Source organism: Streptomyces sp. B21-083 (assembly GCF_036898825.1).
In the GTDB taxonomy this organism is placed as follows: domain Bacteria; phylum Actinomycetota; class Actinomycetes; order Streptomycetales; family Streptomycetaceae; genus Streptomyces.
In genome coordinates, this window is the sequence record NZ_JARUND010000001.1 from 4,894,623 (window position 1) to 4,919,014 (window position 24,392).

Genomic DNA, 24,392 nt, shown 5'->3' on the forward strand with positions numbered 1-24,392 from the left:
CGGTTTCCCTTGGCGCGGAATTGGGCCATAAAAGAGCGTGACTATTGGGCCTGCCCATAGGTCCACCGTGCTTCTAACGTCGTCTGTATGACCCACTCCCTCGTCCCGCCCGCAGGCCCGCAGCGTGTGCTCGCCCTGGCCCAGCTGACCAACTCGGTCGGCGACGGGGCGTACTACGTCACCTCCGCCCTCTACTTCACCCACGTCGTCGGGCTCGCCCCCGCGCGCGTGGGGCTCGGGCTGACGCTCGCCTGGGCGGTCGGTTCGCTGGTCGGGGTGCCGCTCGGGCGGCTCGCGGACCGGCGCGGGGCGCGCGGGACCGCCGTACTGCTGGCGCTCGCCACCGGGGCCGCGGTGGCGTCCTTCCTGGTCGTGCGGGGCTTCGTGCCGTTCGTGATCGCGGCCTGCGCCTACGCGTCCGCTCAGTCGGGGCTCGCGGCGGCCCGGCAGGCGCTCCTCGCCGGGCTGGTGACGGCCGGGGACCGCACGCGGCTGCTCGCGCACCTCCAGTCCACGCTCAACGCCGGTCTGGCGGTGGGCGCCGGGCTCGGCGGGCTCGCGCTGAGCGCCGGGAGCCGGGCGGCGTATCTCGGGGTGTTCGCGCTGGACGCGGTGAGCTTCCTGGTCTGCGCGGGGCTGCTGCTGCGGCTGCCGTCGGTGGCACCCGTCGCGGCGGTGAAGTCGCGGGGGCTCGGTGTGCTGCGCGACCGGCCGTACGTCGTCGTGGCCCTGCTCAACACCGTGCTGCTGCTGCGCATGCCGCTGCTCAGCCTCGGGATCCCGCTGTGGATCACCGAGCGGACCGACGCTCCCGCCTGGGTCGTCTCCGCGCTGTTCGTACTCAACACCGGCGCGGTGATGGTGTTCCAGGTGCGGATGGCGCGCGGGGTGACGGGGCTCAGGTCGGCCACGCGCGCGGTACGGCGCTCCGGTTGGGTGATGCTCGCGGCGTGCGCGGTGTTCGCCCTGTCCGCCGGGGTGGGTCCCTGGGTGGGCGTCGGTGTCCTGGTGGTCGGCGCGGTGCTTCAGGTCGTCGCCGAGATGGGGCAGTCGGCGGGATCCTGGCAGCTGTCGTTCGATCTGGCCCCGGCCGACCGGGTCGGCGAGTACCAGGGCTTCTTCGGCACCGGCGTCACCGTGGCCCGTACCGCGGGGCCCCTCGTCCTCACCGCCCTGCTGGTGGGCTGGGGGACCCCGGGGTGGCTGCTGCTGGGCGGAGTCACGCTGGTGGCGTCGTACGCCATGGGGCCGGCGGCCCGGAAGGCGGCCGCCGCCGGCCCGGCGCGCGCGGCCGTCAGGCAGCCCGTGTCGGTGAGCTGACCGGCAGCGAGTCCAGGAACAGAGCCCTCGCGAAGAGCCCGGCGCTGCCGCGGGGGCTCCACGCGCGCGTGGAGGTCGTCGTCGAGGGCGGCCAGTGCCATGGCACCGGCTTCCGTCGACGTGCCGCCCGCTTCCAGGATCCCGCGGGCGACCGCCTGGACATGGCCCAGGCCGTGCGGGCCCGCCGTGTGCAGCGACTCGGTGTCCTGGAGCGTCGACATGACGGTCAGCAGGGCGTCGAGGCGGGCCTGCGCCTCCGTCGCGCCGGTCGAGCGGGCGACGCTCAGAGCGTCCAACGCCCGCCGAACGTGCGGAAATCCGGCCCGCGCCTCGCCCGGGCGCCGACCGCGCCGTACTTCGCCGACACCGAGGAGCCCCGGGAGGCATCGGTCGTCGGCAGGGACGACGGCGTTCACACCGCCATCAGCGGCGCGTTCTTCTGCCACTTGAGGATCTTGTCGAAGCTGACCACCGCGCCGCCCCGGCCCGGCTTGTTGCCGATGGTGACGTGATCGGCGAGTTCCTCGATCAGCGACAGACCCCGGCCGTTCTCCGCGTCGTACGGGACGGCGGCCACGGGTACCGGGCGGCGCGGGGCCTCCTGGAGCGCCGGGCCCGACGCACCCGCCGAGGCCGCTGGGAAGCCGGGACCCGAGTCGGTGACCTCGATCCGGCACTTCTCCCCGTCGAGGTACGCGGTGACGCGATAGGCCCCGCGGGAGTCGCCGTACCCGGTGTCCCCGCCGTGCTCGACGGCGTTCGCACAGGCCTCGCTGAGCGCGACGGAGAGGTCGTAGGAGATGTCGGGGTCGACGCCGGCCGTCTCCATGGTGCCCAGCAGCAGACGTCTGGCGAGCGGAACGCTCGCCGCCTCACGTCGAAGATGGAGTGACCACCAGATGCTCATGCTCCAGCCTCCAGGCCGCGGCTCGACATACCTGTACGTATTGCCGCGAGTGGCGGTGTGTAAGCACGCAGTTGACGTGATGCCGCCCATACGGCGGATGCACCCCGGGCTGCAATCGGTGTATGCCGTGCATCAACTGACAGAAGCGATCTACCGGTTGTACAAGGTTTTACCTGTCGGTATCCGGCTGTACTCCACCTTGTGGACCTGCCGTACGGGTGCCGTGGGGCCAGTGCGATGATGAGCCCGCCATGACTGCCCGCCGCCGGCGCACAGCGCCTTCCGGAAGCACTCTCCGGATGCTGAGGGCCGCGGTGTTCTCCGCGGTCTGTGTCGTGCTGGCCGGGGCTGGTCACACCTTCGCCTCCTGTGCCTCCGTTCCGCTGTGGACCCTGTTCGCCGGTTTCCTCGGGGTCCTCGCGTGCGCGGCACCCCTCGCCGGACGGACCCGCTCGCTGCCGGGCATCGTCGCCCTGCTGGCCGTCGGCCAGACCGTCCTGCACACCCTGTTCGGGCTGGGGCAGCACATGACATCGGCGGCGGCCTCCCCGGCCGCCACGGCGGACGCCACCCTGGTCGCACGGGCCGCCCGGCTGCTGTGCGGTGTGCCGCTCGCGGCGATCAGCCCGGCGCAGGCCCAGAGGATCCTCGCCGACGCGCGGATCAGTACGGGCGGCGGTACAGGAAGCGGTACGGGGGCGGGTGCCAGTGGCGGGACGGGCATGGACATGGGGTCCATGAGCCACCCCACGGACGCCCTCGTGTCCGCCGGGTCCGTCTCCGCCCTGCTGCCGACGCTGCCCATGCTGCTCGGTCACGTCCTCGCGGCCGTCGCCACCGGCTGGCTGCTGCGTCGCGGCGACCTGGCCCTGCTGCGGCTGATGCGCCTGTCGGCGCACGGAGTGGCCGAGGGGGCGCTCGTACGATCCCTGCGCGGGGCGCTCGCGCTGGCGCGCGCACTGCGTACGGGCCTTCCGGGTACGCCCGGTACGGCATCGCGCACACCGCGCGCGTGGACCCTCGTATCTCTGCGGCCGTCCGCCACCGCGCTCCAGCACACGGTGATCCGGCGCGGTCCGCCGGCCTCCTCGCTCGTGCTCGCCGCCTGACACGACGCGACCGCTCCCCGTCGGGTCCCCAGGGTCTTCGGATCCGAGGGTCCGAGGGCCGGAGAGAGGGCCGCCGTCGTGCGGCACGCGCGTGTGTGTGCACCGTTTCGCACGCGTGACCCTCTTCCGCTCCGACCGCCGGACTCCCCGGCACGTCGGACCTCACTCGAAGTGGAGCGCCTTCCGTCATGAAGGTTTCCCGTATCGCCGCCGTCGGCGCCCTCGCCGGTGCCACCGTTCTCGTCCTGTCCGGCCCCGCCTTCGCGCACGTCAGCGTCTCGGCCGAGGGCACCGCCGCCAAGGGCGGCTACGCGACCGTCAACTTCAAGGTGCCGAACGAGCGTGACAACGCCTCGACCACCAAGCTGGAGGTCAGCTTCCCGGCCGACCACCCGCTCGCCTCGGTGATGCCGCAGCCGATCGACGGCTGGACCGTCAAGGTCACCAAGTCCAAGCTGGCCAAGCCTCTTGAGATGCACGGCGAGAAGATCTCCGAGGCCGTCTCCAAGGTCACCTGGACCGCCACCGGCAAGGGTGTCGAGCCCGGCTTCTTCCAGAAGTTCCCGCTCTCCCTCGGCCAGCTGCCCGAGGACACCGACGAGCTCGTCTTCAAGGCGCTCCAGACGTACTCCGACAAGGAGGTCGTCCGCTGGATCGAGGTCCAGGAGGATGGCGCCGAGGAGCCCGACAACCCCGCTCCGGTGCTGGCGCTGTCCGCTGCCACCGAGGGCCACCACGGCGGCGCCTCGACCACGACGGAGGAGCCCGCCGAGCAGGCCGCCGCGAAGACCACGACGACGGCCGCCGAGCCCGCCGACAGCAGCGACACGATCGCGCGCGTGCTGGGCGTCGTGGGCATCGTCGTCGGTGTCGCGGGCGTGGCGTTCGGCGTGCTGGCCGGCCGTCGTCGCACCACCGTCTGACCCGCGCTCGCCTCCGGTGCGCGCCGGGGGCGTGCGGTTGTCCCGTACGCCCCCGGTCGTCCGGTGCACCCCCTGGGTGCGCACCGCACCTCCCACGCACACCACCTTCAGGACATCGCCCTATGCGCAAGAAGCTGTTCGCCGCGTCCGCCCTGCTCGTCGCGGCCACCCTGACCCTCTCCGCCTGCGGCAGCGGCGACGACTCCGGCCAGTCCGTCGCCGATGTCTCCGTCGAGGCCGGCTCGGACAAGGCGGCCACGATCCTCGACCAGCCGTTCGAGAAGCCCGACCTCGTCCTCACCGACACCCAGGGCAAGAAGTACGACCTCCGCGCGGAGACCAAAGGCCGGCCCACGCTCATCTACTTCGGTTACACCAACTGCCCCGACGTCTGCCCGCTGACGATGAGCAACATCGCCGTCGCCAAGAAGCAGCTGTCCAGGGCCGACCAGGACAAGCTCCGCATCGTGTTCGTCACCACCGACCCGAAGCGGGACACCCCAGCCGCGCTCGGCAAGTGGCTCAAGGGCATCGACCCCCAGGTCGTCGGTCTGACCGGGGACTTCGCCACCATCCAGGCGGGCGCCCGCACCCTCGGCATCTCCATCGAGCCGACGTCGAAGGACAAGAACGGCAAGACGATCTCGATGCACGGCACGCAGGTCATCGCGTTCTCCCCGAAGACCGACGGCGGTTACGTGCTGTACGGCGAGGACGCCACCGTCGACGACTACATCAAGGACCTCCCCAAGCTGATCAAGGGGCAGAACCCGTGAGGCGCCCGAAGGTCATGGGGCTCGTGAGGCTTCCCGCTCTGACGGCGGCCACGCTGCTGGCCGGAGCGCTCACCCTCACCGGGTGCGGGAGTTCGGACTCCGGGTCCGACGACAGCGCAAGCGCAGGCCTGTCCGTCGGCTCCGCCTACATGCCCGAGCCGGTCTCGGACTCCATGGCGGCCGGGTTCCTCGTCATCACCAACAAGGGCGCCGCCGGTGACGTACTCACCCGCGTCACCAGCGATGTCGCGGGCGACGTCACCGTGCACAGGACCGTCGGCCAGACCATGGAGGAGGCCGAGCGCCTCGACATCCCGGCCCACGGCCAACTCGTGCTGCAGAGCGGCGGCGACCATCTGATGTTCGAGCAGCTCAAGCGCAAACCGCGAGAGGGCGACAAGGTCGCCGTCCAGCTGCACTTTGCCAAAACCTCGCCGATCACCGTCGAGATGCCGGTGAAGTCCGCGACGTACAACCCGAAGACCGGACACTGAGACCGAGGGAGGGATCAACGTGACACAGACCATCGCCCCCCGCGTGCGGCCCCTGGTGCTGCTGTTCCTCGCGGTAGCCGCCGCGCTGCTCGCCGGGCTGGCCGGCGCCGCGCCGGCCTCCGCACACGCCGCGCTCACCGGCAGCTCGCCACAGCAGGGTGTGGTGGTCGCCAAGGCCCCGGCCCAGGTGACGCTGACCTTCTCCGAGAAGGTCGCCCTGTCCGACGGCGCGTTCCGCGTGCTCGACCCCAAGGGCAAGCGCGTCGACACCGGCAAGGCGACCGAGCTGAGCGGCACGACCTACGCCGTCCCGCTCCACTCCGGCCTGCCCGACGGCACGTTCACCGTCGCCTACCAGGTCGTCTCGGCGGACAGCCATCCCGTCGCCGGCGCCTTCACCTTCTCCATCGGCGCCCCCTCCGTCACCACCGTCTCGGTCTCCGACCAGTCGGCCGGCGGCGGAGTCGTCGGCGCCCTCTACGGCTTCGGCCGGTACGTCTCGTACGCGGGCTTCATCGTCATGGTCGGCGGCGCCGCCTTCGTGCTCGCCTGCTGGCAGCGCGGCTCCGGCGTACGGGCGCTCCAGCGGCTCGTCGTCTCCGGATGGCTCGCGATGACCGCGGCCACCCTCGCACTGCTGCTGATGCGCGGCTCGTACACCGGCTCCGGCAAGGTCGGCGACATCTTCGACCTGGGCCTCCTCGGCAACGTCCTCCAGACCAAGACGGGCGCGGCCCTCGTCTCCCGGCTGCTGCTGCTCGCGGCCGGCGCGCTGTTCATCGCGGTCCTCTTCGGGGCGTACGCCAGGCCCGAGGACGACGAGACGGACGGGGCCGAGACCATGGACGAGAACAGGGACGAGCCCGACGACGGCTCCGCCAGGCGGGACCTCACCTTCGGGCTCGCCATCGGCGGCGGGGTCGTTGCGATCGGGCTGGCCGCCACCTGGGCGCTGGCGGAACACGCCTCGACCGGCCTCCAGCCCGACATCGCGATGCCCGTCGACGTCATCCATCTGGTGGCCGTCGCCGTCTGGCTCGGCGGCCTCTCGGCACTCCTGGTCGCCCTGTTCCGGGCGCCCGCGGACACCCCGATCGAGGGTTCGGCCGTACGCCGCTTCTCCCGCGTCGCCTTCGGCAGCGTGCTGGCACTCGTCGCGACCGGCATCTACCAGTCGTGGCGCCAGCTCGGCTCCTGGTCGGCGCTCACCGACACCTCGTACGGACAGCTGCTGCTCGTCAAGATCGGCCTCGTGGTCGTACTCGTCGGCATCGCCTACATCTCGCGGCGCTGGACCGCCCAACTGCCGGAGACCGCCGCGACCACGGCAGCGCGGGACGAGGACACGGCGGACGAGGCCGCCGCCGACGCCGAGAAGGAACCGGTCGGCGCCTCGGCCACCGGGGGCTCGGACGCCAAGCGGGCCGCCCAGCTCGCCCGGCAGCGGGCCGCCGTCGACACCGCGAAGGTGAAGCGGCTGCGCGACGCCGACCCGCTGCGCTCGGGGCTGCGCCGCTCGGTGCTCGCCGAGGCGGGCGTCGCCGTCGTCCTGCTCGCCGTCACGACCGTGCTGACGTCCACCGAACCGGGCCGTACGGAGGAGGACGCCAAGGCCGCCACCGCCGCCGCGTCCTCCTCGTCGTCCTCTTCCTCCGTGGACTCCGACACGGAGGGAGCGGGCGCGCTGACCCTGGACATGCCCTTCGACACCGGCGGCCAGGACGGCAAGGGCGTCGTCCGGCTCGACATCAACCCCGCCCGCGTCGGCGGCAACGTCATGCACGTGTACGTGGAGCGGCCCAACGGCAGGGCGTTCGACGTGCCCGAGGTGAAGGTCGCCTTCACCCTCACCGCCAAGAACCTCGGACCGCTGACCGTGAACCCGGACCACCTCACGACAGGCCACTGGACGGCGAACGAGGTCCAGATCCCCATGGCCGGCGACTGGAAGATCGCCGTGACCGTGCGGACCTCCGACATCGACCAAGTGACCGTCGACAAGAACGCGCAGATCGGCTGAACCGCACCATGGCTGACCAGTCCACCAAGGAAACCAGTGGGGAGAACTCCGTGGGCGACGCCGACGGGAACTCCACCACGAACGGCACGCAGAGCATCTCGCGGCGGCGGTTGCTCGGCACCGCGGGTGCCACCGGGCTCGCGCTCGGCGCTGCGGGCGCGGCCACCGGCTATGCCGTCGGCTCCTCCGACTCCGGCTCCTCCGCCAAGGCCTCCGGCCAGTCCCTGGCGCTCACTTCGGTGGGCGCGGACATGGCAAAGTTTCACGTGAAACATCAGGCCGGCATCACCGAGGGCCTCCAGTCCTGCGGCCACCTCGTCGCCTTCGACCTGGCGGCGGGCGCGGATCGCAAGGAGGCCGCCGCGCTGCTGCGCCGCTGGTCCGACACCGCCCAGCGGCTCATGGCGGGCGAGGCCGCCGCGCACGACGACACGGATGTCGCCCGCGACGCGGGCCCGTCGTCCCTGACGGTGACCTTCGGCTTCGGGTACGGCTTCTTCGCCCGCACCGGGCTCGAGAAGCAGCGCCCGGTCGCACTCGACCCGCTGCCCGAGTTCTCCTCCGACCACCTCGACAAGGCCCGCAGCAACGGCGATCTGTGGGTGCAGATCGGCGCCAACGACGCCCTGGTCGCCTTCCACGCCCTGCGCGCGATCCAGAAGGACGCGGGCAGCGCCGCCCGGGTCCGCTGGCAGATGAACGGCTTCAACCGGTCGCCGGGTGCCACCGCCCAGCCGATGACCGCCCGCAACCTCATGGGGCAGCTGGACGGCACCCGCAACCCGAAGCCGTCCGAGGCCGACTTCGACAAGCGCATCTTCGTGCCCGCCACCGGCGAACCGTCCTGGATGGCGAACGGCTCCTATGCCGTCGTACGCCGTATCCGCATGCTTCTCGACGACTGGGAGCAGCTGTCGGTCAAGCAGCAGGAGGACGTCATCGGGCGACGGAAGGCGAACGGGGCGCCGCTGAGCGGCGGGACCGAGACGACCGCGATGGACCTGGAGAAGGTCGACGCCAACGGAGATCTGGTGGTCCCCATCAACGCCCACTCCCGGATCACCCGCCCCGACGAGAACGGCGGCGCGGCCATCCTGCGGCGCCCGTTCTCCTTCCACGACGGGATCGGCGCGGACGGTACGCCAGACGCGGGGCTCCTCTTCGTCTGCTGGCAGGCCGACCCGCTGCGCGGCTTCGTCCCGGTCCAGCGCAAGCTCGACCGGGGCGACGCGCTGTCGAAGTTCATCCGGCACGAGTCGAGCGGCCTTTTCGCGGTGCCGGGCGGAGCGGCCGAGGGGGAGTACGTGGGGCAGCGGCTGCTGGAGGGGTGACACCTGGGGCACCACGACGGTCGGGCGGGCCCTGTCACCCCTTGGGGCGGCGGGGCCGGGAAGCGTGAGCTCGGTTCGGCGAGGGCCATTAGGGTGAGGTCATGCCAGCCAGCTACGCGTATCTCGGCCCTGAGGGCACCTTCACCGAGGTTGCCCTGCGCACGCTTCCCGAGACGGCCACCCGGGAGCTGATTCCGATGGTGTCCGTGCCCGCCACGCTCGACGCGGTGCGCAGCGGTGAGGTCGAGGCCGCGTTCGTGCCGATCGAGAACTCCGTCGAGGGCGGTATCACCACCACGCTCGACGAGCTGGTCGCGGGCTCCCCGCTGATGATCTACCGCGAGGTGCTGCTGTCGATCACCTTCGCGCTGCTGGTCCGGCCGGGCACCAAGCTGTCGGAGATCAAGACCGTCACCGCCCATCCGGCCGCGCAGTCGCAGGTCCGCAACTGGATGAAGGTCAACCTCCCGGACGTGGTCTGGGAGTCGTCCGCCTCGAACGCGGACGGCGCCCGGCAGGTGCAAGAGGGCCGCTACGACGCCGCCTTCGCGGGCGAGTTCGCCGCCGCCAGGTACGGCCTCACCGCACTGGAGACCGGTATCCACGACGCGGAGAACGCGCAGACGCGGTTCGTCCTGGTGGGCAGGCCCGCCCGGCCCGCCGCGCCGACCGGCGCGGACAAGACGTCCGTGGTCATCTGGCAGCGCGACGACCACCCTGGTGGACTGCGTGACCTGCTGGGCGAGTTCGCGGTACGCGGCGTCAACCTGATGCTGCTCCAGTCCCGGCCGACCGGGCAGGGCATCGGCAACTACTGCTTCGCCATTGACGCCGAGGGCCATATCTCCGACCGTAAGGTCGCCGAGGCGCTCATGGGGCTCAGGCGGATCTGTCTCAAGGTGCGGTACCTGGGTTCGTACCCGCGTGCGGACATCGGTGTGGAGGACGTCCGCGCCCCTCTGCCGGGTACGTCCGACGAGGAGTTCGTGACGGCCGCCGACTGGGTGGCGCGCTGCCAGGACGGCCGCTTCTAGCCGGTGTCCCCGGTTCGCCGGGCCGGTCCTACCAGCCGATTTCCGTTATCCACAGAAGTTATCCACAGGCTGGCTTCTCGACCTGGGGACAAGTCGACAACAGAACGTCAGCCTGTCGACAAATCTCCCTACAGGCCGTCGGCTCGTCCACAGTCCGGCATGCCACCCTTCGTCCACTCGTTTCCCTGGCGTAACTCCCCGGGGTTACGCATATCCACTCGAAAGTGGGCGCGAGGGTGGTTTGCTTCGGGAATTGGTCATCTCGTGGACACCTTTCGAAACGATCACTTCCGTAATCCACAGATCTTTCGCACAGCCTGTGGATAACTCTGCGCGGGTGTGGATTGCTGTGGATGACCCCACCCCCAAGTCCCCTTCTCCGCAAGGGGTTCGGGTCAACCGGACGCTACCGCCTGACCCTTTCAGGGAAGCCGGATGCTTTTCTTTGACACTCCCTGGACAGATCGACATTCAGGGCAAATGCCACCACAAGGTGCGTATGGAAATACCGAGTCGTGAGTGCCAACCCCGCACCGGTAGCCTTGGAGGGTGATTGACCTTCGCCTGCTCCGTGAGGACCCCGACCGTGTGCGCGCTTCGCAGCGTGCCCGTGGAGAGGACGTCGCGCTCGTCGACGCTCTCCTGTCCGCCGACGAGCGGCGCAGGTCGTCCGGCGCCCGCTTCGACGAGCTGCGTTCCGAGCAGAAGACGCTCGGCAAGCTGATCCCCAAGGCCTCGGGCGACGAGAAGGCCGAGCTGCTCCAGAAGACGGGCCGGCTCGCCGCCGAGGTCAAGGCAGCCGACGCCGAGCAGCACGAGGCGGACGAGGAGGCCAAGAAGCTCCTGCTCCAGCTCGGCAACCTGGTCCACCCCGACGTCCCCGTAGGCGGCGAGGAGGACTTCGTCGTCCTGGAGACGCACGGCACGATCCGCGACTTCGGCGCCGAGGGCTTCGAACCCAAGGACCACCTGGAGCTCGGCGAGGCACTGGGCGCCATCGACGTCGAGCGCGGCGCCAAGGTGTCCGGCTCGCGCTTCTACTACCTCACCGGCGTCGGCGCGCTCCTCGAACTCGCCCTCGTCAACGCGGCGATCGCGCAGGCCACGGAGGCCGGCTTCACGCCGATGCTGACCCCGGCGCTGGTCCGCCCGCGCGCGATGGAGGGCACCGGCTTCCTCGGCCAGGCCGCGGAGAACGTGTACCACCTGGAAAAGGACGACTACTACCTGGTCGGCACCTCCGAGGTCCCCCTCGCCGCGTACCACATGGACGAGATCCTCGACGCCGACAAGCTGCCGATGCGTTACGCCGGCTTCTCGCCGTGCTTCCGCCGCGAGGCCGGCACCTACGGCAAGGACACGCGAGGCATCTTCCGCGTGCACCAGTTCGACAAGGTCGAGATGTTCTCGTACGTCGACCCGGCGGACGCGGAGAACGAGCACCAGCGTCTCCTCGACTGGGAGAAGCAGTGGCTGACCGCCCTCGAACTGCCCTTCCAGGTCATCGACGTGGCCTCGGGCGACCTGGGTTCGTCCGCCTCGCGCAAGTTCGACTGCGAGGCGTGGATCCCGACCCAGGGCAAGTACCGCGAGCTGACCTCGGCCTCCAACTGCGACGGCTTCCAGGCCCGCCGCCTGTCCGTGCGGATGCGCGACACCAGTGACGGCAAGAACAAGGTCCAGCCGCTCGCGACCCTGAACGGCACGCTGTGCGCCGTACCGCGCACGATCGTGGCGATCCTGGAGAACCACCAGCTGGCCGACGGCTCGGTGCGCGTGCCCGAGGTGCTGCGCCCGTATCTCGGCGGCCGGGAGCTGCTGGAGCCGGTCGCCAAGTGACGGACGCCGCTGGGTCGCTTCCCTACCGGCTCGTCGCGACCGATCTCGACGGAACGCTTCTGCGCTCCGACGACTCGGTCTCGGCGCGCACCCGTGAGGCACTCGCCGCGGCCACCGCGGCGGGCGCCGCGCACATCGTCGTCACCGGCCGGGGGGTGCGCTGGACACGGCACATCCTCGACGAACTCGGCTACGAGGGACTCGCGGTCTGCGGCCAGGGCGCACAGGTGTACGACGCCGGGGCGCATCGGCTGCTGACGTCGATCACCCTGGACCGGCAGCTGGCCTCGCTGGCGCTGGCGAAGATCGAGGCGGAGATCGGGCCGCTGTTCCTGGCGGCGAGCCGGGCGGGCGTCGACGGCGAGGTGATGGTCGGGCCGGGCTACACGAGCGTCGGCTCGCTGCCCTTCCTCCCGCTCACGGACCCGTCGCAGCTCTGGGCCGAGCCGCTGAGCAAGATCTACGTCCAGCACCCGACCCTGTCCTCCGACGAGCTCACCGAGGTCGCCACCCGGACCGCGGGCGGCTTCGTCACGGTCACCATGGCCGGTGAGGGGATCGTCGAACTCCTCCCCCTGGGCCTGTCCAAGGCGAAGGGCCTGTCCCTGGCGGCCCGCAGGCTGGGCCTGAAGCCCGCGGACACGATCGCCTTCGGCGACATGCCCAACGACATCCCGATGTTCGCCTGGGCGGCCCGCGGGGTGGCGATGGCGAACGCCCACGCCGAACTGCGGGCGGTGGCGGACGAGGTGACGTCGTCGAACGACGAGGACGGCATCGCGGTGGTGCTGGAGCGGTTGCTCGCGTAGTCCCCGCCCGACTCAGGGCCCCGACTCAAAGCCGGGGGCCTGGGAGGGCGGCCCGCGCGAGTGACTCGCGCGCTCGAAGTGGCCGCCCCGGGCAGCTCCCCCCGCTGAGCGGGGCCTCCGGAGGTAGTGACTCCTACGGAACCCGCTGCGGGCTGCCCTGAAGGAAGCCGTGCGGATCGCCGTGCATCGGCGTCGCCCGGCTCCGCTCCCAGATCCCGAGCCCCGGACACCGGACAGATCCGGCGTACTGGACACAACCACTGTGCCCGTAGGGCGAGTCGGGCGCCACCGAATAAAACCGGCGACCGGGCCCGCGGCTCGGCCGGGTCACCTATTTCCGGCGCCACCAGCGGCGACGCGACCTGCTGAAGAACCAGCCGGCCGGGGGTTCGTCGGACCGCCAGGGCTGCGGCTCGGGGGCCCCCGCACGCCAACGCGCCGCGAGCATCCGGGCGCGGGCGGACGGTTCGGCGGTTCCGGCCGAGCGTATGAAGTCCTCGTCGAGGACCAACTCGTCCCAGACGTCCCTGTCCCCTGCCATCCCCGTCCTCCTTGCCCTGCGGCCCCGTTTTGTCCATAGTGCCCGGACACGCGTCAAGTCCCCGTCAGAAGACCGCGCGTACCCGGGCCTCCGGTTTCTGTCTACTCGTCACCGGTCGGCGTCAGCGTGCGCAGCTTCTGTCCGGCGTACCAGGTGGCGAGGACGGTGACCACGATCAGCAGGACCGTCGCCGTGGTCAGGCCGACGTCCGAGGTGACCAGGTCGCCGCCCGTGACCTTGTGGCCGACGGCAAGTGCCCACTGCTGGACGCTCAGTGTGCGCGCCCCGGGCACCAGGGAACCGAACAGGGCCTCCCACACCAGGGCGTAGACGAGCCCGAAAACCACCGCGTGCCGGGACACCGTGCCGAGCAGCAGGAAGAGCGCGGCGTAGGCGATGGAGGCGACCAGTGCGGCGACCGTGTAGGCGACGGCGACCTGCTGGCCGTTGCCGTTGAGGATGAGGCCGGCGATGAACGTCGGCACGGCCGAGAACGCCATGGTGACGCCGATCGCGACGATCAGCTTGGTGTAGATGATCTTGGATCGCTTGAGCGGCTTGGAGAGCAGATAGACGACAGAGCCGTCGTCGATCTCCGGGCCGATCGCGCCGGTGCCCGCGATGACGCCGATGAGCGGCACCATCGTGGCGAGGGCGAGGCCGCCCAGCACGTCCGCCGCCGTCTGGTCGTCGGCGCCGACAAGGCCGCGTACGGCGACGGCGATCACGATCAGCAGCAGGGGCAGCGCCCCGAGGATGAGGGCCCGGCGGCGGCCGAGCAGGGCCCGGTAGGTGAGCCGGGCGACTGTGGGGTCGTACATTTTCGGCCTCCTACGCGGCGACGAGATACGAGAACACGGATTCGAGGGACTCGTCGGACGGCGAGACCGTGAGCAGCCGGATGCCGTGATCCCGGGCGACGCGGGGCAGCAGGGCGGTGAAGCGGCCGAAGTCGACGGCCTGGATACGCAACGCGCCCTCCGCGAGGTCCACTTCGATGCCGGAGGTCGACGGGTCGGCGATCAGCGCGGCGGCGAGGGCCCGGTCGTCGCTGGAGCGGACGAGGTAGCGGTGCGGTCGGTCGGTCATCAGGCGGCGGATCCGGCGGAAGTCACCGCTGGCCGCGTGCCGTCCGGCGACGACGACCTCGATGTGGGCCGCCAGCTGCTCGACCTCTTCGAGGATGTGCGAGGAGAACAGGACCGTGCGGCCCTCGGCGCCCATGCGGCGCAGCAGGTCCATGAGCTGCATGCGCTGGCGCGGGTCCATGCCGTTGAAGGGTTCGTCGAGCAGGAGAAGCGACGGCTCGTGGACGAGCGCGCTCGCCATCTTCACGCGCTGGCGCATGCCCTTGGAGTACGTCGAGATCTTGCGGTCCTGCGCGTACTCCATCTCGACCGTGGCGAGCGCCCGCTGTGCCGCCTTGGCGCCCAGTCCGTGCAACTCGGCGTTGGCGACGACGAATTCCTTGCCGGTGAGGAAGTCGTACATCGCCTCGCGCTCGGGGACGATGCCGATGTGCTTGTAGATCTGCTCGTTGCGCCACACGGGCCGGCCGTCGAGGGTGACGGTGCCGGTGGAGGGGGCCAGGAAGCCGCCCATCATGTTGATGAGGGTGGACTTTCCGGCGCCGTTGGGGCCGAGGAGGCCGGTGACGCCGGGGCCGATCGTCATGGTGATGTCGTTGACCGCCACCACGTTGCCGAACCAGCGCGAGACGTGGTCGATGTTGAGCGTGGTCACAGTCCGACCTTTCGGTAGCGGCGCATCAGGAGGCCGTAGCAGCCTGCGACGAGACCCAGGACGGCGAGGAGGAAGAGCACGCCTTGGCCGGTGCTGGGGCCTACCCCTCCGGGGTAGGAGGACGTTGCGCCCAGGAAGGCCGTCTGCACCCCGTCGATGAGCGTGATGGGCGAGAAGAGGCCGATCCAGGGGACGGCGCCGGAGCTGCCCTGCGCGTCGGCGATGGCCTGGAGCGTGGACACCGCCCCGTAGGAGATGGTCAGTACGGCGATGACCGCCGCGATGCCGAAGCCGCGGCGCGGAGTGACGGCCGAGATGACGAGGCCGATACCGGCGAACAGCAGCGAGAGCAGTGCCACGGAGACGAGCCCCTGGAGGAATCCCTTGGTCTGGTCGGTGAAGTCGAGCTTGGCCAGCAGGGCGCCCACGTAGAGCACGACCAGCGGCACCGCGGTGATGAGGAACAGGGCCGACGCCAGCGCCGCGAACTTCGCCCGTACGTAGTCGGCGGTCTCGATCGGCCGCGAGAAGTACAGGGGTACGGTCTTGAAGCGCAGGTCGCGGGAGACGGCCTGGGGTGCCTGCGAGGCGACGTACAGGCCGATGACCGCCTGCATGATGACCGCGTAGTTCGTGTACTCGACGGGCAGCTTGTGCGCCTTGGTCGCGACCGTGACCGCCACCATGATGGCCGCCGGCACGCACATCACGGCGAAGAGCACCATCGGCAGCACCTTGGACTTGACCGAACGGCCGAGGCCGTAGGAGCCGCGCAGGGACTGGGAGTAGAGCGAGCGTCGGGCGTACGCCCGGCCCAGGCGCGGGCCGTCGTACGAGCGGTAGCCGATGTTGTGGATGCGGGACTGGGCGCCCGCCTGTGCCGGGGTCTGCTCAACCGCCATGGCCGACCGCCTCCTTTCCCGCGCTGTGCTGTGCGGTGCTCTGTGGTGTGGCGCTCTGCTGTTCGTCGCTGTCGGTGAAGACCTCGGAGATGTGGTGCCTGCGCTGTTCCATGCGCACCAGACCGAGGCCCAGGTCGGCGACCGTGTCCCGGACGAGGTCGTAGGTGTCCTCGCCCTGCGCGGTGAGCAGCAGGATGTGGCCGGCGCCGGGCAGGCCGCTGCCGTCGTGGGTCTCCACCCCGCGCGCGTGGAGCGCGTCGCGCACCGCGGCGGTGCCGTCCGGGTGGTCGTCGGTGTCGGTCACCTCGATGGCGAGGATGGCCGTGGACTGGGTGAAGTCCGTGGTGGAGCTGGATCGCAGGAGCTTGCCGCCGTCGACGACCACCACGTGGTCGCAGGTGCGCTCCAGCTCGCCGAGCAGGTGCGAGGTGACCAGCACCGAGATGCCGAAGTCGGTGTGGATGCGGCGGATCAGGCCGAGCATCTCGTCGCGGCCGACCGGATCGAGGCCGTTGGTCGGCTCGTCCAGGAAGACCAGCTGCGGGTCGTGGACCAGGGCCTGGGCGAGCTTGACGCGCTGCTTCATGCCGGTCGAATAGCCACCGATGGGACGGTAGCGCTCCTCGTAGAGCCCGACATGGCGCAGGGTGTCCGCGGTGCGCTCGCGGGCGGCGGTCGGCGGGAGCCCGGACATGCGCGCCATGTGCACGACGAACTCGGTGGCCGAGACGTCGGGCGGCAGGCAGTCGTGCTCCGGCATGTAGCCGACGCGCTCACGGATGGCGCCGCCCTCGGTGGCGACGTCGAGCCCGAGCACGGCGGCCCGGCCCTCCGTGGCGGGAGACAGACCCAACAGGATCTTGATCAGGGTGGATTTGCCGGCGCCGTTGGCACCGACGAGTCCGGTCACACCGGGTCCGATGTCCATGGAGAGCCGGTCGAGCGCGGTCACCCGGGGGAACCGCTTGCTCAGGCTTTCGGTCGCGATCACAGTCACGTCCATGACGGTAGTGGCGCACACCACACCGGTCGTCAACCCGAAGAGCTGTCTCGGCATCCACCTTCAGTCGTACGGGCCCGTAGGGGTCCCTACCCTCAGGTCGAACAACCGGCGCCGGGTTGTCCACAACGGCGCCGTTGTCCACAGACAGACGTTCGACTGTTGACGCGGGCTCTAACAGGTGTCAGATTCGCGAGGGTCAAGTTACGGACACGTAGCGCGGTCGATGGGGACGGTGGGCGGCGGCGATGGCGACGGCGGTGATGGGCGGACTCACCGGGGAACTGGCCGGGTTCCGGCGGGTGCAACGGCTGGCGTACGAGTGTGCGGAGGCCGTCGCGGCGCGACTGGAGCCGGGGATCACCGAGCGCGAGGCGGCCCGGATGCAGCGGGAGTGGCTGCGCGCGCGGGGGGTCCGGGACTGGTTCCATCTGCCCTTCGCCTGGTTCGGGGACCGCACGGCGTTCGTGAACTTCCGTGTCCCCCTGCAGTTCTTCCCGACGGGCCGCCGGCTGGAGCCCGGGATGCCGTTCATCCTGGACCTGGCCCCGGTCCACCGGGGTTTCGCGGCGGACATCGGCTACTCGGGCTCGCTCGGGGCCAATCCGGTGCAGGACAGGCTGATGGCCGACCTGGAGGTGCACCGCGAGCTGATCCTGCGCGAGGTGCGGGAGCGGCGTCCGCTGCGCGAGATCTACGAGGACGTGGACCGCCTCATGGTCCGCCAGGGGTACGCGAACCGGCATCGCGCGTATCCCTTCGGGGTGATCGCGCACAAGGTCGACCGGGTACGGGAACGGCCCTGGTCACCGAGGCTGTTCGGGTTCGGCACGCAGTCCCTGAAGGGGCTGGCGGGCGACGCGCTGCGCGGCCATCGCGAGGGCTGGTCGCCCCTGTGGTCGCCGTACCGCTTCTCCGACCATCCGCCGCGGCCGGGTCTGTGGGCGGTCGAGCCGCACCTCGGATTCCGGGGCACGGGGGCGAAGTTCGAGGAGATCCTGGTCGTCACGGACTCCGTGGACCCGGGGGAGAGCGCGTTCTGGCTGGACGACGACCTGCCGCACGTGCGGCGTTGGGCGGAGGCGAAGTGACGATCGACGGGGCGCGTGAGCGCCGGGTGCGGACGGGCGGGATCGAGCTGTGCGTCGCCGAGCTGGGGGACCCGGCAGACCCTACGGTGATCCTTCTGCACGGCTATCCGGACACCAAGGAGGTGTGGTCCGAGGTCGCCGCGCGCCTCGCCGACCGCTTCCACGTCGTCCTGTACGACGTGCGGGGCCACGGCTGTTCGACGCCGCCGCGTCCGCTGCGCGGCGGCTTCACCCTGGAGAAGCTGACCGACGACTTCCTGGCCGTCGCGGACGCGGTCAGCCCGGACCGGCCGGTGCATCTGGTGGGGCACGACTGGGGCTCGGTGCAGTCCTGGGAGTTCGTCACCGTCGCGCGTACCGAGGGCCGGATCGCGTCCTTCACGTCGATGTCCGGGCCCTCCCTGGACCACCTCGGCCACTGGACGAAGGGGCGCCTGAAGCGGCCCACCCCGCGCGCGGTCGCCCAACTCCTCGGCCAGGGCCGCAGGTCCTGGTACGTGTACGCGATGCACACGCCCGTGTTGCCCGAACTCGCCTGGCGCGGCCCGCTCGGCAAACGCTGGCCGAAGGTGCTGGCCCGCCTCGAAAAGATCCCGGCGGACGGTTACCCGACCGCCTCCCTGCCCACGGATGCGTCCAACGGCCTCTGGCTGTACCGGGACAACGTACGGTCCCGGTTGCGCAGGCCGCGCACGGACGCGCACGCGCACGCGCCCGTGCAGCTCATCACGCCGCTGGGGGACGCGTTCCTCTCCGAGCGGCTGAACGACGGACTGGAGCGGTGGGCGCCCGGGCTGGTGCGCCGCACGATCGACGCCAAACACTGGATCCCGCGCACCCGGCCCGATCAGGTGGCCGCCTGGATCGGTGAGTTCGCGACCGCCAACGAGGCCGGACAACTACCGGCGACGCCAACGGGCAAGTACGCACAGCGTTTCGGCGGCCGGCTCGTCCTGGTCACCGGGGCGGCCAGCGGCATCGGAAGGGCGACGGCCTTCGCGTTCGCCGAGGCGGGCGCCCGCGTGGTGGCCGTCGACCGGGACGCCGAAGGCGCCGCCCGCACCGCCGAGTTGGCCCGGCTTGTCGGCGCCCCGGAGGCCTGGTCGGAGGTGGTCGACGTCTCGGACGAGCAGGCGATGGAGAAGCTCGCCGAGAGGGTCGCCACCGAGTACGGCGTCGTGGACGTGCTGGTGAACAACGCGGGGATCGGCCTCTCCGGCTCCTTCTTCGACACGACCCCGGAGGACTGGAAGAAGGTCCTGGACGTCAACTTGTGGGGTGTGATTCACGGTTGCCGGCTCTTCGGGAAGCAGATGTCCGAGCGCGGGCAGGGCGGCCACATCGTGAACGTCGCGTCCGCCGCCGCGTTCCAGCCCTCCAAGGCGCTGCCCGCGTACAGCACTTCGAAGGCCGCGGTTCTGATGCTCAGCGAGTGTCTGCGCGCCGAACTGGCGGGTCAGGGCATCGGCGTCTCGGCGATCTGTCCCGGGTTCGTCAACACGAACATCACAACGACCGCGCGCTTCACGGGAGTCGACGCCGCAGAACAGGCCCGTCGGCAGAAGCGGACGGCGCGGCTGTACGGGCTGCGTAACTACCCGCCGGAGAAGGTCGCTTCGGCCGTCCTGCGCGCGGTGGCGCGCAACGAGGCGGTCGCACCGGTGACGCCGGAGGCCCGGGGCGCGCATCTCATGTCCCGCTTCATGCCAGGAGCTTTGAGGGCGCTCGCGCGGATGGACCCGCCCCTGTGACCAGAAATCTCAAATAGTATTAAAGATGCGCAAGTTGACCAAAGGGGGGAAAGATTCGGGAGGTTGTCCACAGTTTCTTCAATTCCCCTGTGGATAACTGGACTTGGCTGTGGATCAAACCTCCGGACCAAAATCAAATGCGTGACACCCGTCCCGCCCGGCACCCTTACGGGATGACCGAGAAAGAGACCGAAAGAGAGATCGATGAAAGACGCACCGTGAAGGTGTCGAAGTACCTGTCGAAGCATCTGCGGCACCAGCCGGAGCAGATCGGGCTCGCGCTCGACGAGGCCGGCTGGGTCGAGATCGACACGCTGATCGCGGCTGCCACAGCCCACAACTTCCGGTTCACCCGGGAGGAACTGGACCATGTGGTCGCCGCCAACGACAAGAAGCGCTTCGCGATCGACGGCACCCGGATCCGCGCGAGCCAGGGCCACAGCGTCGAGGTCGACCTCGGGCTGCCGCCGGCGACCCCGCCGCCGTACCTCTACCACGGCACGGTGGACCGCTTCCTGGACGCGATCCGCGCCGAGGGCTTGCGGCCCATGAACCGGCATGCCGTGCACCTCTCGCCCGACCGTGAGACCGCGACCCGGGTCGGCGCCCGCCGGGGCCGGCCGATCGTGCTCTCCGTGGACTCGGCCGCCATGCACCGCGACGACCACCTCTTCCACGTGAGCGCGAACGGCGTCTGGCTCACGGAGGCGGTACCGCCGCGTTATCTGCGCTTCTCCGGCCCGCACTGACACGCGCACGGCACCGACCCCGGCATGATCGAGGGCATGGACCACCTGCCCACTACCGAGGCCGCCGTCACCGCCCTGCGCGCCCTCGCCGCCGAGTACGCCCGTGAGATCGAGGTCGGCCACGACATCGGCGCCGACCAGACCTCCCGGCGCACGGCCGCGGGCATCGGCGTCACCACTGACCCGGACGGCTCGCTCCCGCACGAGGCCTTCGCCGAGTTCGGCGGAGTCCCCCGGGTGACCGTCCGTCTCTTCCCCGACGACGACGCGCTGATCACCGTCGAGGGCGTCGAGTGCCACGACATCCCGCGCGACGACGTCCCCGCCTTCCTCCGCTCCGTCTACGACGGCCTCGCCTTCGTCGCGGCCCGCCGCTTCCCGCCCACCCGCCACCTGGTGGTACCGCTGCCCGGCGACCGCACGTACAAGGAGTACATCCCGATGCTCGGCCTCAGTCCGTGGCTCAGCAGCCGCATCCGGTGAGCCTTCCCCCGGCAGCCGGGTGACTGTTTCACGTGAAACATGAACGGCGCCTAGGCTCTGAACCATGAGCCTGCACCTGAGCACCGTCATCCTGCCGTACCGCCGTTGGCACGAGGGCGGGCGTTCGGCCTGGCAGCGCGCGGAACAGCTCGGCTTCCACACCGCCTACACGTACGACCACCTGTTCTGGCGCACCTTCCGGGACGGCCCGTGGTTCGGAGCCGTGCCCACGCTCACGGCAGCCGCCGCCGTCACCGACCGGCTGCGCCTGGGCACCCTGGTCACCTCAGTCGAAGCTTTTTCACCTATCGCAGTGTGACCAGGGGAAATACGCTCCCCAACGTCAGCGGAGCTGCGTCGGAGCCTCCATGGCGATCTGCTCGAAGACCTTCTCGTCCACTGCGAAGTCGGAGTCCGGGATGGGCCAGTGGATCACGAGGTCGGTGAAGCCAAGTTCCTGGTGCCGGCCCGCGAAGTCGACGAAGGCATCGAGGGACTCTAGGGGACGGCCACGGTCCGGTGTGAAACCGGTGAGCACGATCTTGTCGAGCCCGGCCGCGTCCCTGCCGATCGCCGCACAGGCGTCGGCCAGCTTCTCGACCTGCCCGCGAAGGGCCCGAAGCGACTGCTCAGGAGTGCCGCTCTCGAACAATCTGGGGTCGCCGGTGGTCACCCACGCCTGCCCGTACCGGGCGGCGAGCTTCAGACCACGAGGCCCGGTGGCAGCCACCGCGAACGGCAACCGGGGCCGCTGCACACACCCCGGAATGTTCCGGGCCTCATGTGCCGAGTAGAAGTCACCCACGTACGACACCGAGTCCTCGGAGAGCAGCCGGTCCAGCAGCGGAACGAACTCCCCGAACCGGTCGGCACGCTCCCGCGGGGTCCACGGTTCCTGCCCGAGCGCGGTGGCGTCGAAGCCGGTACCACCCGCACCGATCCCCAGCGTGATCCGTCCGTCGGACACGTCGTCGAGGGAGATCAGATCCTTGGCGAGAGTCACCGGGTGACGGAAATTGGGCGATGTGACGAGGGTTCCCAAACGCATGTGCCGGGTAACGGCCGCAGCGGCGGTCAGGGTCGGGACGGCGCCGAACCAGGGCCCGTCACGGAAACTCCGCCAGGACAGGTGATCGTAGGTGTACGCGGTGTGGAAACCGAGTTCCTCTGCGCGCTGCCAGGCCGCACGACCTCCCTCGTTCCAACGGCGGTGCGGCAGGATCACGGTGCTCAGGCGCAGTTTCATGCCTCTGAGCCTACGGCGGGACTCGGTGAGACCCAGCCCCACAAGTCTCGGCGGACGCCGATCGCGCAGCGGAACCAGTCCAGCTCGAAAGAGGTAACGGGGGCACGTCGTCACGAGCTGGTTTCCGAGGATGGACTCCCCGCGCTGCCCGTGCCCAGATGGCCCGCTGACGCGCGGTGAAGCCCATACGGGGTCTTCAAAGCTGAGCGGTGCGGAGGTGCCCGCGGGTTCGGCGGGTGGTGACGCGGCGTGTTCGTAGGCGCTGGTTGTCGGACAAGGCGCCTTTGCTGGTCAGGCAACGGGGCCGGAACCCCGGGAAAGAGGCTGCGCTGGACGGCATCGACGCCTGTGACCCAGGTCTCAGCGCGGCCGTGCAGCAGATGAGGCGGTGTTCACGTCGAGGAGAGGTGACAGGAAGGGAGGAGCGTGTGGAGGCCGACTTCCAGGCTTTCGTTGCCGCGAGATCGACCGCGCTGTTCCGGGGCGCCTTCGTCCTGACGGGCAACCGTGAGGCGGCGGAGGACCTGGTCCAGGAGACCCTGGAGCGGGCCTGCCGCAAGTGGCGCACCATCGCCGGGAAGGACGCTCCGGACCTCTATGTGCGGCGGATCATGGTGAACCTGGCCAACGACCGCTGGCGTAGGTTCCGCCGCCTGGTCACGACCTCCGATCCGGAAAGCGGTGACAAAGCCGCCCCGGGAGACGAGTTCGGACAGGTGGACAACCGGGACCAGTTGGTGCGCGCCCTGCAACAACTGCCCATGCGGATGCGCACGGTCGTGGTGCTGCGGTATTTCCACGACCTCTCCGACACCGAGATCGCAGCCGACCTGGACATCACGCCCAGCACGGTGCGCTCCCAGCTCGCTCGCGGGATCGAGAAGCTCAGAGACCAGATCCCCGTACTCTCCGCCCCTTCACCACGGCAGCACACGGAAGGAATCCGATGAACTCGTACGGCGATGCACGGCCTTCCGGCTGCACACCCTTCGAAGAGGAACTGATGAACGCCATGAACCGATTCGCGAACTCCGCCGAGGCCCCCGACTTCGACGCGCCCCAGATCCTGCGCCGCACCCGGCGCAGGCGCACCATCGGCATCGCCGCCGTCGCCGCCGCCCTCATCGCGGCGGGTGGGGGCACGGCCCTGGCCACCTCGGTCGCCGGCGGCAGCAGTTCGACCCCGGCGGCTACCAGCACGGCCACCGACAGCGATGCCACCACCATGCTGTTCCTCTTCTCCGACGGCCAGACCCTCCCGATCGACTTCGCGGGCTGGAGCCTGAACTCGGCCAAGACGTACGTGGAGAAGACGCAGACGAAGCTCGGCACCGTCACCAAGAAGGCCGTCAAGGGCTGCAAGCCGGGCTCGGTGCTCGGTGTGTCCCCGCACACCCCGAAGACCGTCAAGGCGGGCGACACGGTCAACTTCACCGTCTGCGCCGGCTGACCAGGCCCTGAGCTGGTACGGGCGCCCGCCCCTGCGTCAATCAGGGGCGGGCGCCCGTCACAGCATCACACGACCAGGCAGCAACGTCATGCCCAGTTGGCGCGCAGCTCCGCGAGCGCGTCGCGCTGGTGCCAGGTGAGTTTGTCGGCTCGCCCAACTTCCGGCACCCGGTGACGCTGGCCAAGGAGCTGATCTCCCTCGACGACGTGTCGAACGGGCGGATCACCCTCGGTATCGGCGCGGGCGGCACCGGCTTCGACGCCACCGCACTGGGCCAGGACTCATGGACACCCCGGGAACGCGCCGACCGGTTCGGCGAGTTCGTCACACTCCTCGACAAGCTGCTGACCGAGGACGGCAAGGAAGGCGTCTCGTACCAGGGCGACTACTACTCCGCCCACGAGGTCCGCAACATCCCGGGCTGTGTACAGCGCCCCCGGCTGCCCTTCGCGGTGGCCGCCACCGGGCCGCGTGGACTGAAGCTCGCCGCTCGGTACGGACAGGCCTGGGTGACGACCGGCGACCCGCGGTTGTACGAGACCGGCACACCCGAGCAGTCGGTCCAGGCCCTGCGCGGACAGGCCGAGAAGCTGGCCGACGCCTGCGCCGAGATCGGCCGGGACATGCGCGGACTCGGCAGGATCCTGCTCACCGGGTTCACCCCGGACCGGGGGCGTCCGCTGGAGTCCGTGGACGCGTTCGTCGACTTCGCGGGCCGGCACCAGGAGCTGGGCTTCACCGAGATCGTGATCCACCGGCCCCTCCCCGACTCCTACTTCGCGGCCGACGAGCAGGTCTTCGAGCGCATCGCCACGGAGGCACCGGCGCAGCTGCGCTGACCCAGGACCGGTCAGGGCGGCCACTCACCTGGGCG

At 70.3% G+C, this 24,392-nt stretch carries 23 protein-coding genes and 3 pseudogenes; 18 read left to right on the plus strand and 8 right to left on the minus strand.

The genetic code is table 11. From position 1 onward, the window contains the following. Positions 1-87: 87 nt before the first annotated feature. Positions 88-1,320 carry an MFS transporter gene (locus tag QA861_RS22035; protein ID WP_334590019.1) on the plus strand — a complete coding sequence of 411 codons (1,233 nt, stop codon included), beginning with the start codon at positions 88-90 and terminating at the stop codon, positions 1,318-1,320. Here QA861_RS22035 and QA861_RS22040 read toward each other — a convergent pair. Both QA861_RS22040 and QA861_RS22045 read right to left on the minus strand, forming a co-directional pair. Next, positions 1,295-1,702: pseudogene (locus tag QA861_RS22040) on the minus strand (triphosphoribosyl-dephospho-CoA synthase); the annotation flags it as partial. The gene QA861_RS22035 and the pseudogene QA861_RS22040 overlap by 26 nt on opposite strands. Before the next feature lie 30 nt (positions 1,703-1,732). Further along, positions 1,733-2,227, minus strand: a complete 495-nt coding sequence (locus QA861_RS22045; protein ID WP_334590020.1) for an ATP-binding protein — start codon at positions 2,225-2,227, stop codon at positions 1,733-1,735. 251 nt (positions 2,228-2,478) lie between these two features. Here QA861_RS22045 and QA861_RS22050 point away from each other — a divergent pair, with 251 nt between their 5' ends. From QA861_RS22050 to QA861_RS22090, 9 genes are all read left to right on the plus strand, one after another. Further along, positions 2,479-3,336, plus strand: a complete 858-nt coding sequence (locus QA861_RS22050; RefSeq protein ID WP_334590021.1) for a hypothetical protein — start codon at positions 2,479-2,481, stop codon at positions 3,334-3,336. A gap of 188 nt (positions 3,337-3,524) precedes the next feature. Beyond that, positions 3,525-4,259 carry a YcnI family copper-binding membrane protein gene (locus QA861_RS22055; RefSeq protein ID WP_334590022.1) on the plus strand — a complete coding sequence of 245 codons (735 nt, stop codon included), beginning with the start codon at positions 3,525-3,527 and terminating at the stop codon, positions 4,257-4,259. A 122-nt stretch (positions 4,260-4,381) separates the two neighbouring features. Next, positions 4,382-5,035: an SCO family protein gene (locus tag QA861_RS22060; RefSeq protein ID WP_334590023.1), complete on the plus strand. Its 654-nt coding sequence runs from the start codon at positions 4,382-4,384 to the stop codon at positions 5,033-5,035. Positions 5,036-5,049: 14 nt separating this feature from the next. Then, positions 5,050-5,529 carry a copper chaperone PCu(A)C gene (locus QA861_RS22065; RefSeq protein WP_334590654.1) on the plus strand — a complete coding sequence of 160 codons (480 nt, stop codon included), beginning with the start codon at positions 5,050-5,052 and terminating at the stop codon, positions 5,527-5,529. Between the two features lie 19 nt (positions 5,530-5,548). Next, positions 5,549-7,549 (plus strand): copper resistance CopC/CopD family protein, encoded by a 2,001-nt coding sequence (locus QA861_RS22070; protein WP_334590024.1) that lies wholly within the window; start codon positions 5,549-5,551, stop codon positions 7,547-7,549. An 8-nt stretch (positions 7,550-7,557) separates the two neighbouring features. After that, positions 7,558-8,880 (plus strand): iron uptake transporter deferrochelatase/peroxidase subunit, encoded by a 1,323-nt coding sequence (gene efeB, locus QA861_RS22075; protein ID WP_334590025.1) that lies wholly within the window; start codon positions 7,558-7,560, stop codon positions 8,878-8,880. Positions 8,881-8,981: 101 nt separating this feature from the next. Further along, on the plus strand, positions 8,982-9,914 hold the full coding sequence (gene pheA / locus QA861_RS22080) for a prephenate dehydratase (protein WP_334590026.1): 933 nt from the start codon (positions 8,982-8,984) through the stop codon (positions 9,912-9,914). Positions 9,915-10,463: 549 nt separating this feature from the next. Continuing rightward, complete coding sequence (gene serS / locus QA861_RS22085) at positions 10,464-11,753, plus strand: serine--tRNA ligase (protein ID WP_334590027.1); 1,290 nt, start codon at positions 10,464-10,466, stop codon at positions 11,751-11,753. Continuing rightward, positions 11,750-12,562: an HAD family hydrolase gene (locus QA861_RS22090; RefSeq protein ID WP_334590028.1), complete on the plus strand. Its 813-nt coding sequence runs from the start codon at positions 11,750-11,752 to the stop codon at positions 12,560-12,562. Before serS ends, QA861_RS22090 begins: the two co-directional genes overlap by 4 nt. A 331-nt stretch (positions 12,563-12,893) precedes the next feature. Here the strand turns inward: QA861_RS22090 and QA861_RS22095 are convergent, their stop codons facing one another. The 5 genes from QA861_RS22095 to QA861_RS22115 form a co-directional block, all read right to left on the minus strand. Next, positions 12,894-13,103 (minus strand): SGM_3592 family protein, encoded by a 210-nt coding sequence (locus QA861_RS22095; RefSeq protein ID WP_334590029.1) that lies wholly within the window; start codon positions 13,101-13,103, stop codon positions 12,894-12,896. A 101-nt stretch (positions 13,104-13,204) separates the two neighbouring features. Further along, complete coding sequence (locus tag QA861_RS22100) at positions 13,205-13,924, minus strand: ABC transporter permease subunit (protein ID WP_334590030.1); 720 nt, start codon at positions 13,922-13,924, stop codon at positions 13,205-13,207. Positions 13,925-13,934: 10 nt separating this feature from the next. Further along, positions 13,935-14,846: an ABC transporter ATP-binding protein gene (locus QA861_RS22105; RefSeq protein ID WP_334590031.1), complete on the minus strand. Its 912-nt coding sequence runs from the start codon at positions 14,844-14,846 to the stop codon at positions 13,935-13,937. After that, positions 14,843-15,748, minus strand: a complete 906-nt coding sequence (locus QA861_RS22110) for an ABC transporter permease subunit (RefSeq protein WP_334590032.1) — start codon at positions 15,746-15,748, stop codon at positions 14,843-14,845. Before QA861_RS22110 ends, QA861_RS22105 begins: the two co-directional genes overlap by 4 nt. Next, positions 15,738-16,751: an ABC transporter ATP-binding protein gene (locus QA861_RS22115; RefSeq protein ID WP_334590033.1), complete on the minus strand. Its 1,014-nt coding sequence runs from the start codon at positions 16,749-16,751 to the stop codon at positions 15,738-15,740. Before QA861_RS22115 ends, QA861_RS22110 begins: the two co-directional genes overlap by 11 nt. A gap of 245 nt (positions 16,752-16,996) precedes the next feature. On the opposite strand from QA861_RS22115, the gene QA861_RS22120 reads away from it, so the two are divergent. The 5 genes and pseudogenes from QA861_RS22120 to QA861_RS22140 all read left to right on the plus strand — a co-directional run. Then, positions 16,997-17,839, plus strand: coding sequence for a M24 family metallopeptidase (locus tag QA861_RS22120; RefSeq protein ID WP_334590034.1), 843 nt, complete (start codon positions 16,997-16,999; stop codon positions 17,837-17,839). Then, a complete protein-coding gene (locus QA861_RS22125; RefSeq protein WP_334590035.1) occupies positions 17,836-19,590 on the plus strand; it encodes an SDR family oxidoreductase in 1,755 nt (584 codons plus the stop codon). The genes QA861_RS22120 and QA861_RS22125 overlap by 4 nt, the downstream gene beginning before the upstream one ends. Positions 19,591-19,763: 173 nt before the next feature. After that, positions 19,764-20,339 (plus strand): RNA 2'-phosphotransferase, encoded by a 576-nt coding sequence (locus QA861_RS22130; protein WP_334590036.1) that lies wholly within the window; start codon positions 19,764-19,766, stop codon positions 20,337-20,339. Positions 20,340-20,363: 24 nt separating this feature from the next. Next, positions 20,364-20,822, plus strand: coding sequence for a hypothetical protein (locus tag QA861_RS22135; RefSeq protein WP_334590037.1), 459 nt, complete (start codon positions 20,364-20,366; stop codon positions 20,820-20,822). A gap of 64 nt (positions 20,823-20,886) precedes the next feature. Beyond that, a pseudogene (locus tag QA861_RS22140) lies at positions 20,887-21,138 on the plus strand (LLM class flavin-dependent oxidoreductase); the annotation flags it as partial. A gap of 27 nt (positions 21,139-21,165) precedes the next feature. Here QA861_RS22140 and QA861_RS22145 read toward each other — a convergent pair. Continuing rightward, a complete protein-coding gene (locus QA861_RS22145) occupies positions 21,166-22,068 on the minus strand; it encodes an LLM class flavin-dependent oxidoreductase (RefSeq protein WP_334590039.1) in 903 nt (300 codons plus the stop codon). A 428-nt stretch (positions 22,069-22,496) separates the two neighbouring features. Between QA861_RS22145 and QA861_RS22150 the strand changes: the two genes are divergently transcribed. From QA861_RS22150 to QA861_RS22160, 3 genes and pseudogenes are all read left to right on the plus strand, one after another. Continuing rightward, entirely contained in the window at positions 22,497-23,018 is a 522-nt protein-coding gene (locus QA861_RS22150; RefSeq protein ID WP_334590655.1) for a SigE family RNA polymerase sigma factor, read from the plus strand. Positions 23,019-23,080: 62 nt separating this feature from the next. Further along, entirely contained in the window at positions 23,081-23,518 is a 438-nt protein-coding gene (locus QA861_RS22155; RefSeq protein ID WP_334590040.1) for a PASTA domain-containing protein, read from the plus strand. Between the two features lie 140 nt (positions 23,519-23,658). Then, positions 23,659-24,357, plus strand: a pseudogene (locus QA861_RS22160) (LLM class flavin-dependent oxidoreductase); the annotation flags it as partial. Positions 24,358-24,392 lie beyond the last annotated feature (35 nt).

What these genes read in the sequence shown, in the direction of transcription:
- QA861_RS22035 (WP_334590019.1), top strand. Translation starts at nt 88, where the DNA reads ATGACCCACTCCCTCGTCCCGCCCGCAGGCCCGCAGCGTGTGCTCGCC.
- QA861_RS22045 (WP_334590020.1), bottom strand. Translation starts at nt 2,227, where the DNA reads ATGAGCATCTGGTGGTCACTCCATCTTCGACGTGAGGCGGCGAGCGTT.
- QA861_RS22050 (WP_334590021.1), top strand. Translation starts at nt 2,479, where the DNA reads ATGACTGCCCGCCGCCGGCGCACAGCGCCTTCCGGAAGCACTCTCCGG.
- QA861_RS22055 (WP_334590022.1), top strand. Translation starts at nt 3,525, where the DNA reads ATGAAGGTTTCCCGTATCGCCGCCGTCGGCGCCCTCGCCGGTGCCACC.
- QA861_RS22060 (WP_334590023.1), top strand. Translation starts at nt 4,382, where the DNA reads ATGCGCAAGAAGCTGTTCGCCGCGTCCGCCCTGCTCGTCGCGGCCACC.
- QA861_RS22065 (WP_334590654.1), top strand. Translation starts at nt 5,050, where the DNA reads ATGGGGCTCGTGAGGCTTCCCGCTCTGACGGCGGCCACGCTGCTGGCC.
- efeB (WP_334590025.1), top strand. Translation starts at nt 7,558, where the DNA reads ATGGCTGACCAGTCCACCAAGGAAACCAGTGGGGAGAACTCCGTGGGC.
- pheA (WP_334590026.1), top strand. Translation starts at nt 8,982, where the DNA reads ATGCCAGCCAGCTACGCGTATCTCGGCCCTGAGGGCACCTTCACCGAG.
- QA861_RS22095 (WP_334590029.1), bottom strand. Translation starts at nt 13,103, where the DNA reads ATGGCAGGGGACAGGGACGTCTGGGACGAGTTGGTCCTCGACGAGGAC.
- QA861_RS22100 (WP_334590030.1), bottom strand. Translation starts at nt 13,924, where the DNA reads ATGTACGACCCCACAGTCGCCCGGCTCACCTACCGGGCCCTGCTCGGC.
- QA861_RS22110 (WP_334590032.1), bottom strand. Translation starts at nt 15,748, where the DNA reads ATGGCGGTTGAGCAGACCCCGGCACAGGCGGGCGCCCAGTCCCGCATC.
- QA861_RS22115 (WP_334590033.1), bottom strand. Translation starts at nt 16,751, where the DNA reads ATGGACGTGACTGTGATCGCGACCGAAAGCCTGAGCAAGCGGTTCCCC.
- QA861_RS22120 (WP_334590034.1), top strand. Translation starts at nt 16,997, where the DNA reads ATGGCGACGGCGGTGATGGGCGGACTCACCGGGGAACTGGCCGGGTTC.
- QA861_RS22130 (WP_334590036.1), top strand. Translation starts at nt 19,764, where the DNA reads ATGACCGAGAAAGAGACCGAAAGAGAGATCGATGAAAGACGCACCGTG.
- QA861_RS22135 (WP_334590037.1), top strand. Translation starts at nt 20,364, where the DNA reads ATGATCGAGGGCATGGACCACCTGCCCACTACCGAGGCCGCCGTCACC.
- QA861_RS22145 (WP_334590039.1), bottom strand. Translation starts at nt 22,068, where the DNA reads ATGAAACTGCGCCTGAGCACCGTGATCCTGCCGCACCGCCGTTGGAAC.
- QA861_RS22155 (WP_334590040.1), top strand. Translation starts at nt 23,081, where the DNA reads ATGAACCGATTCGCGAACTCCGCCGAGGCCCCCGACTTCGACGCGCCC.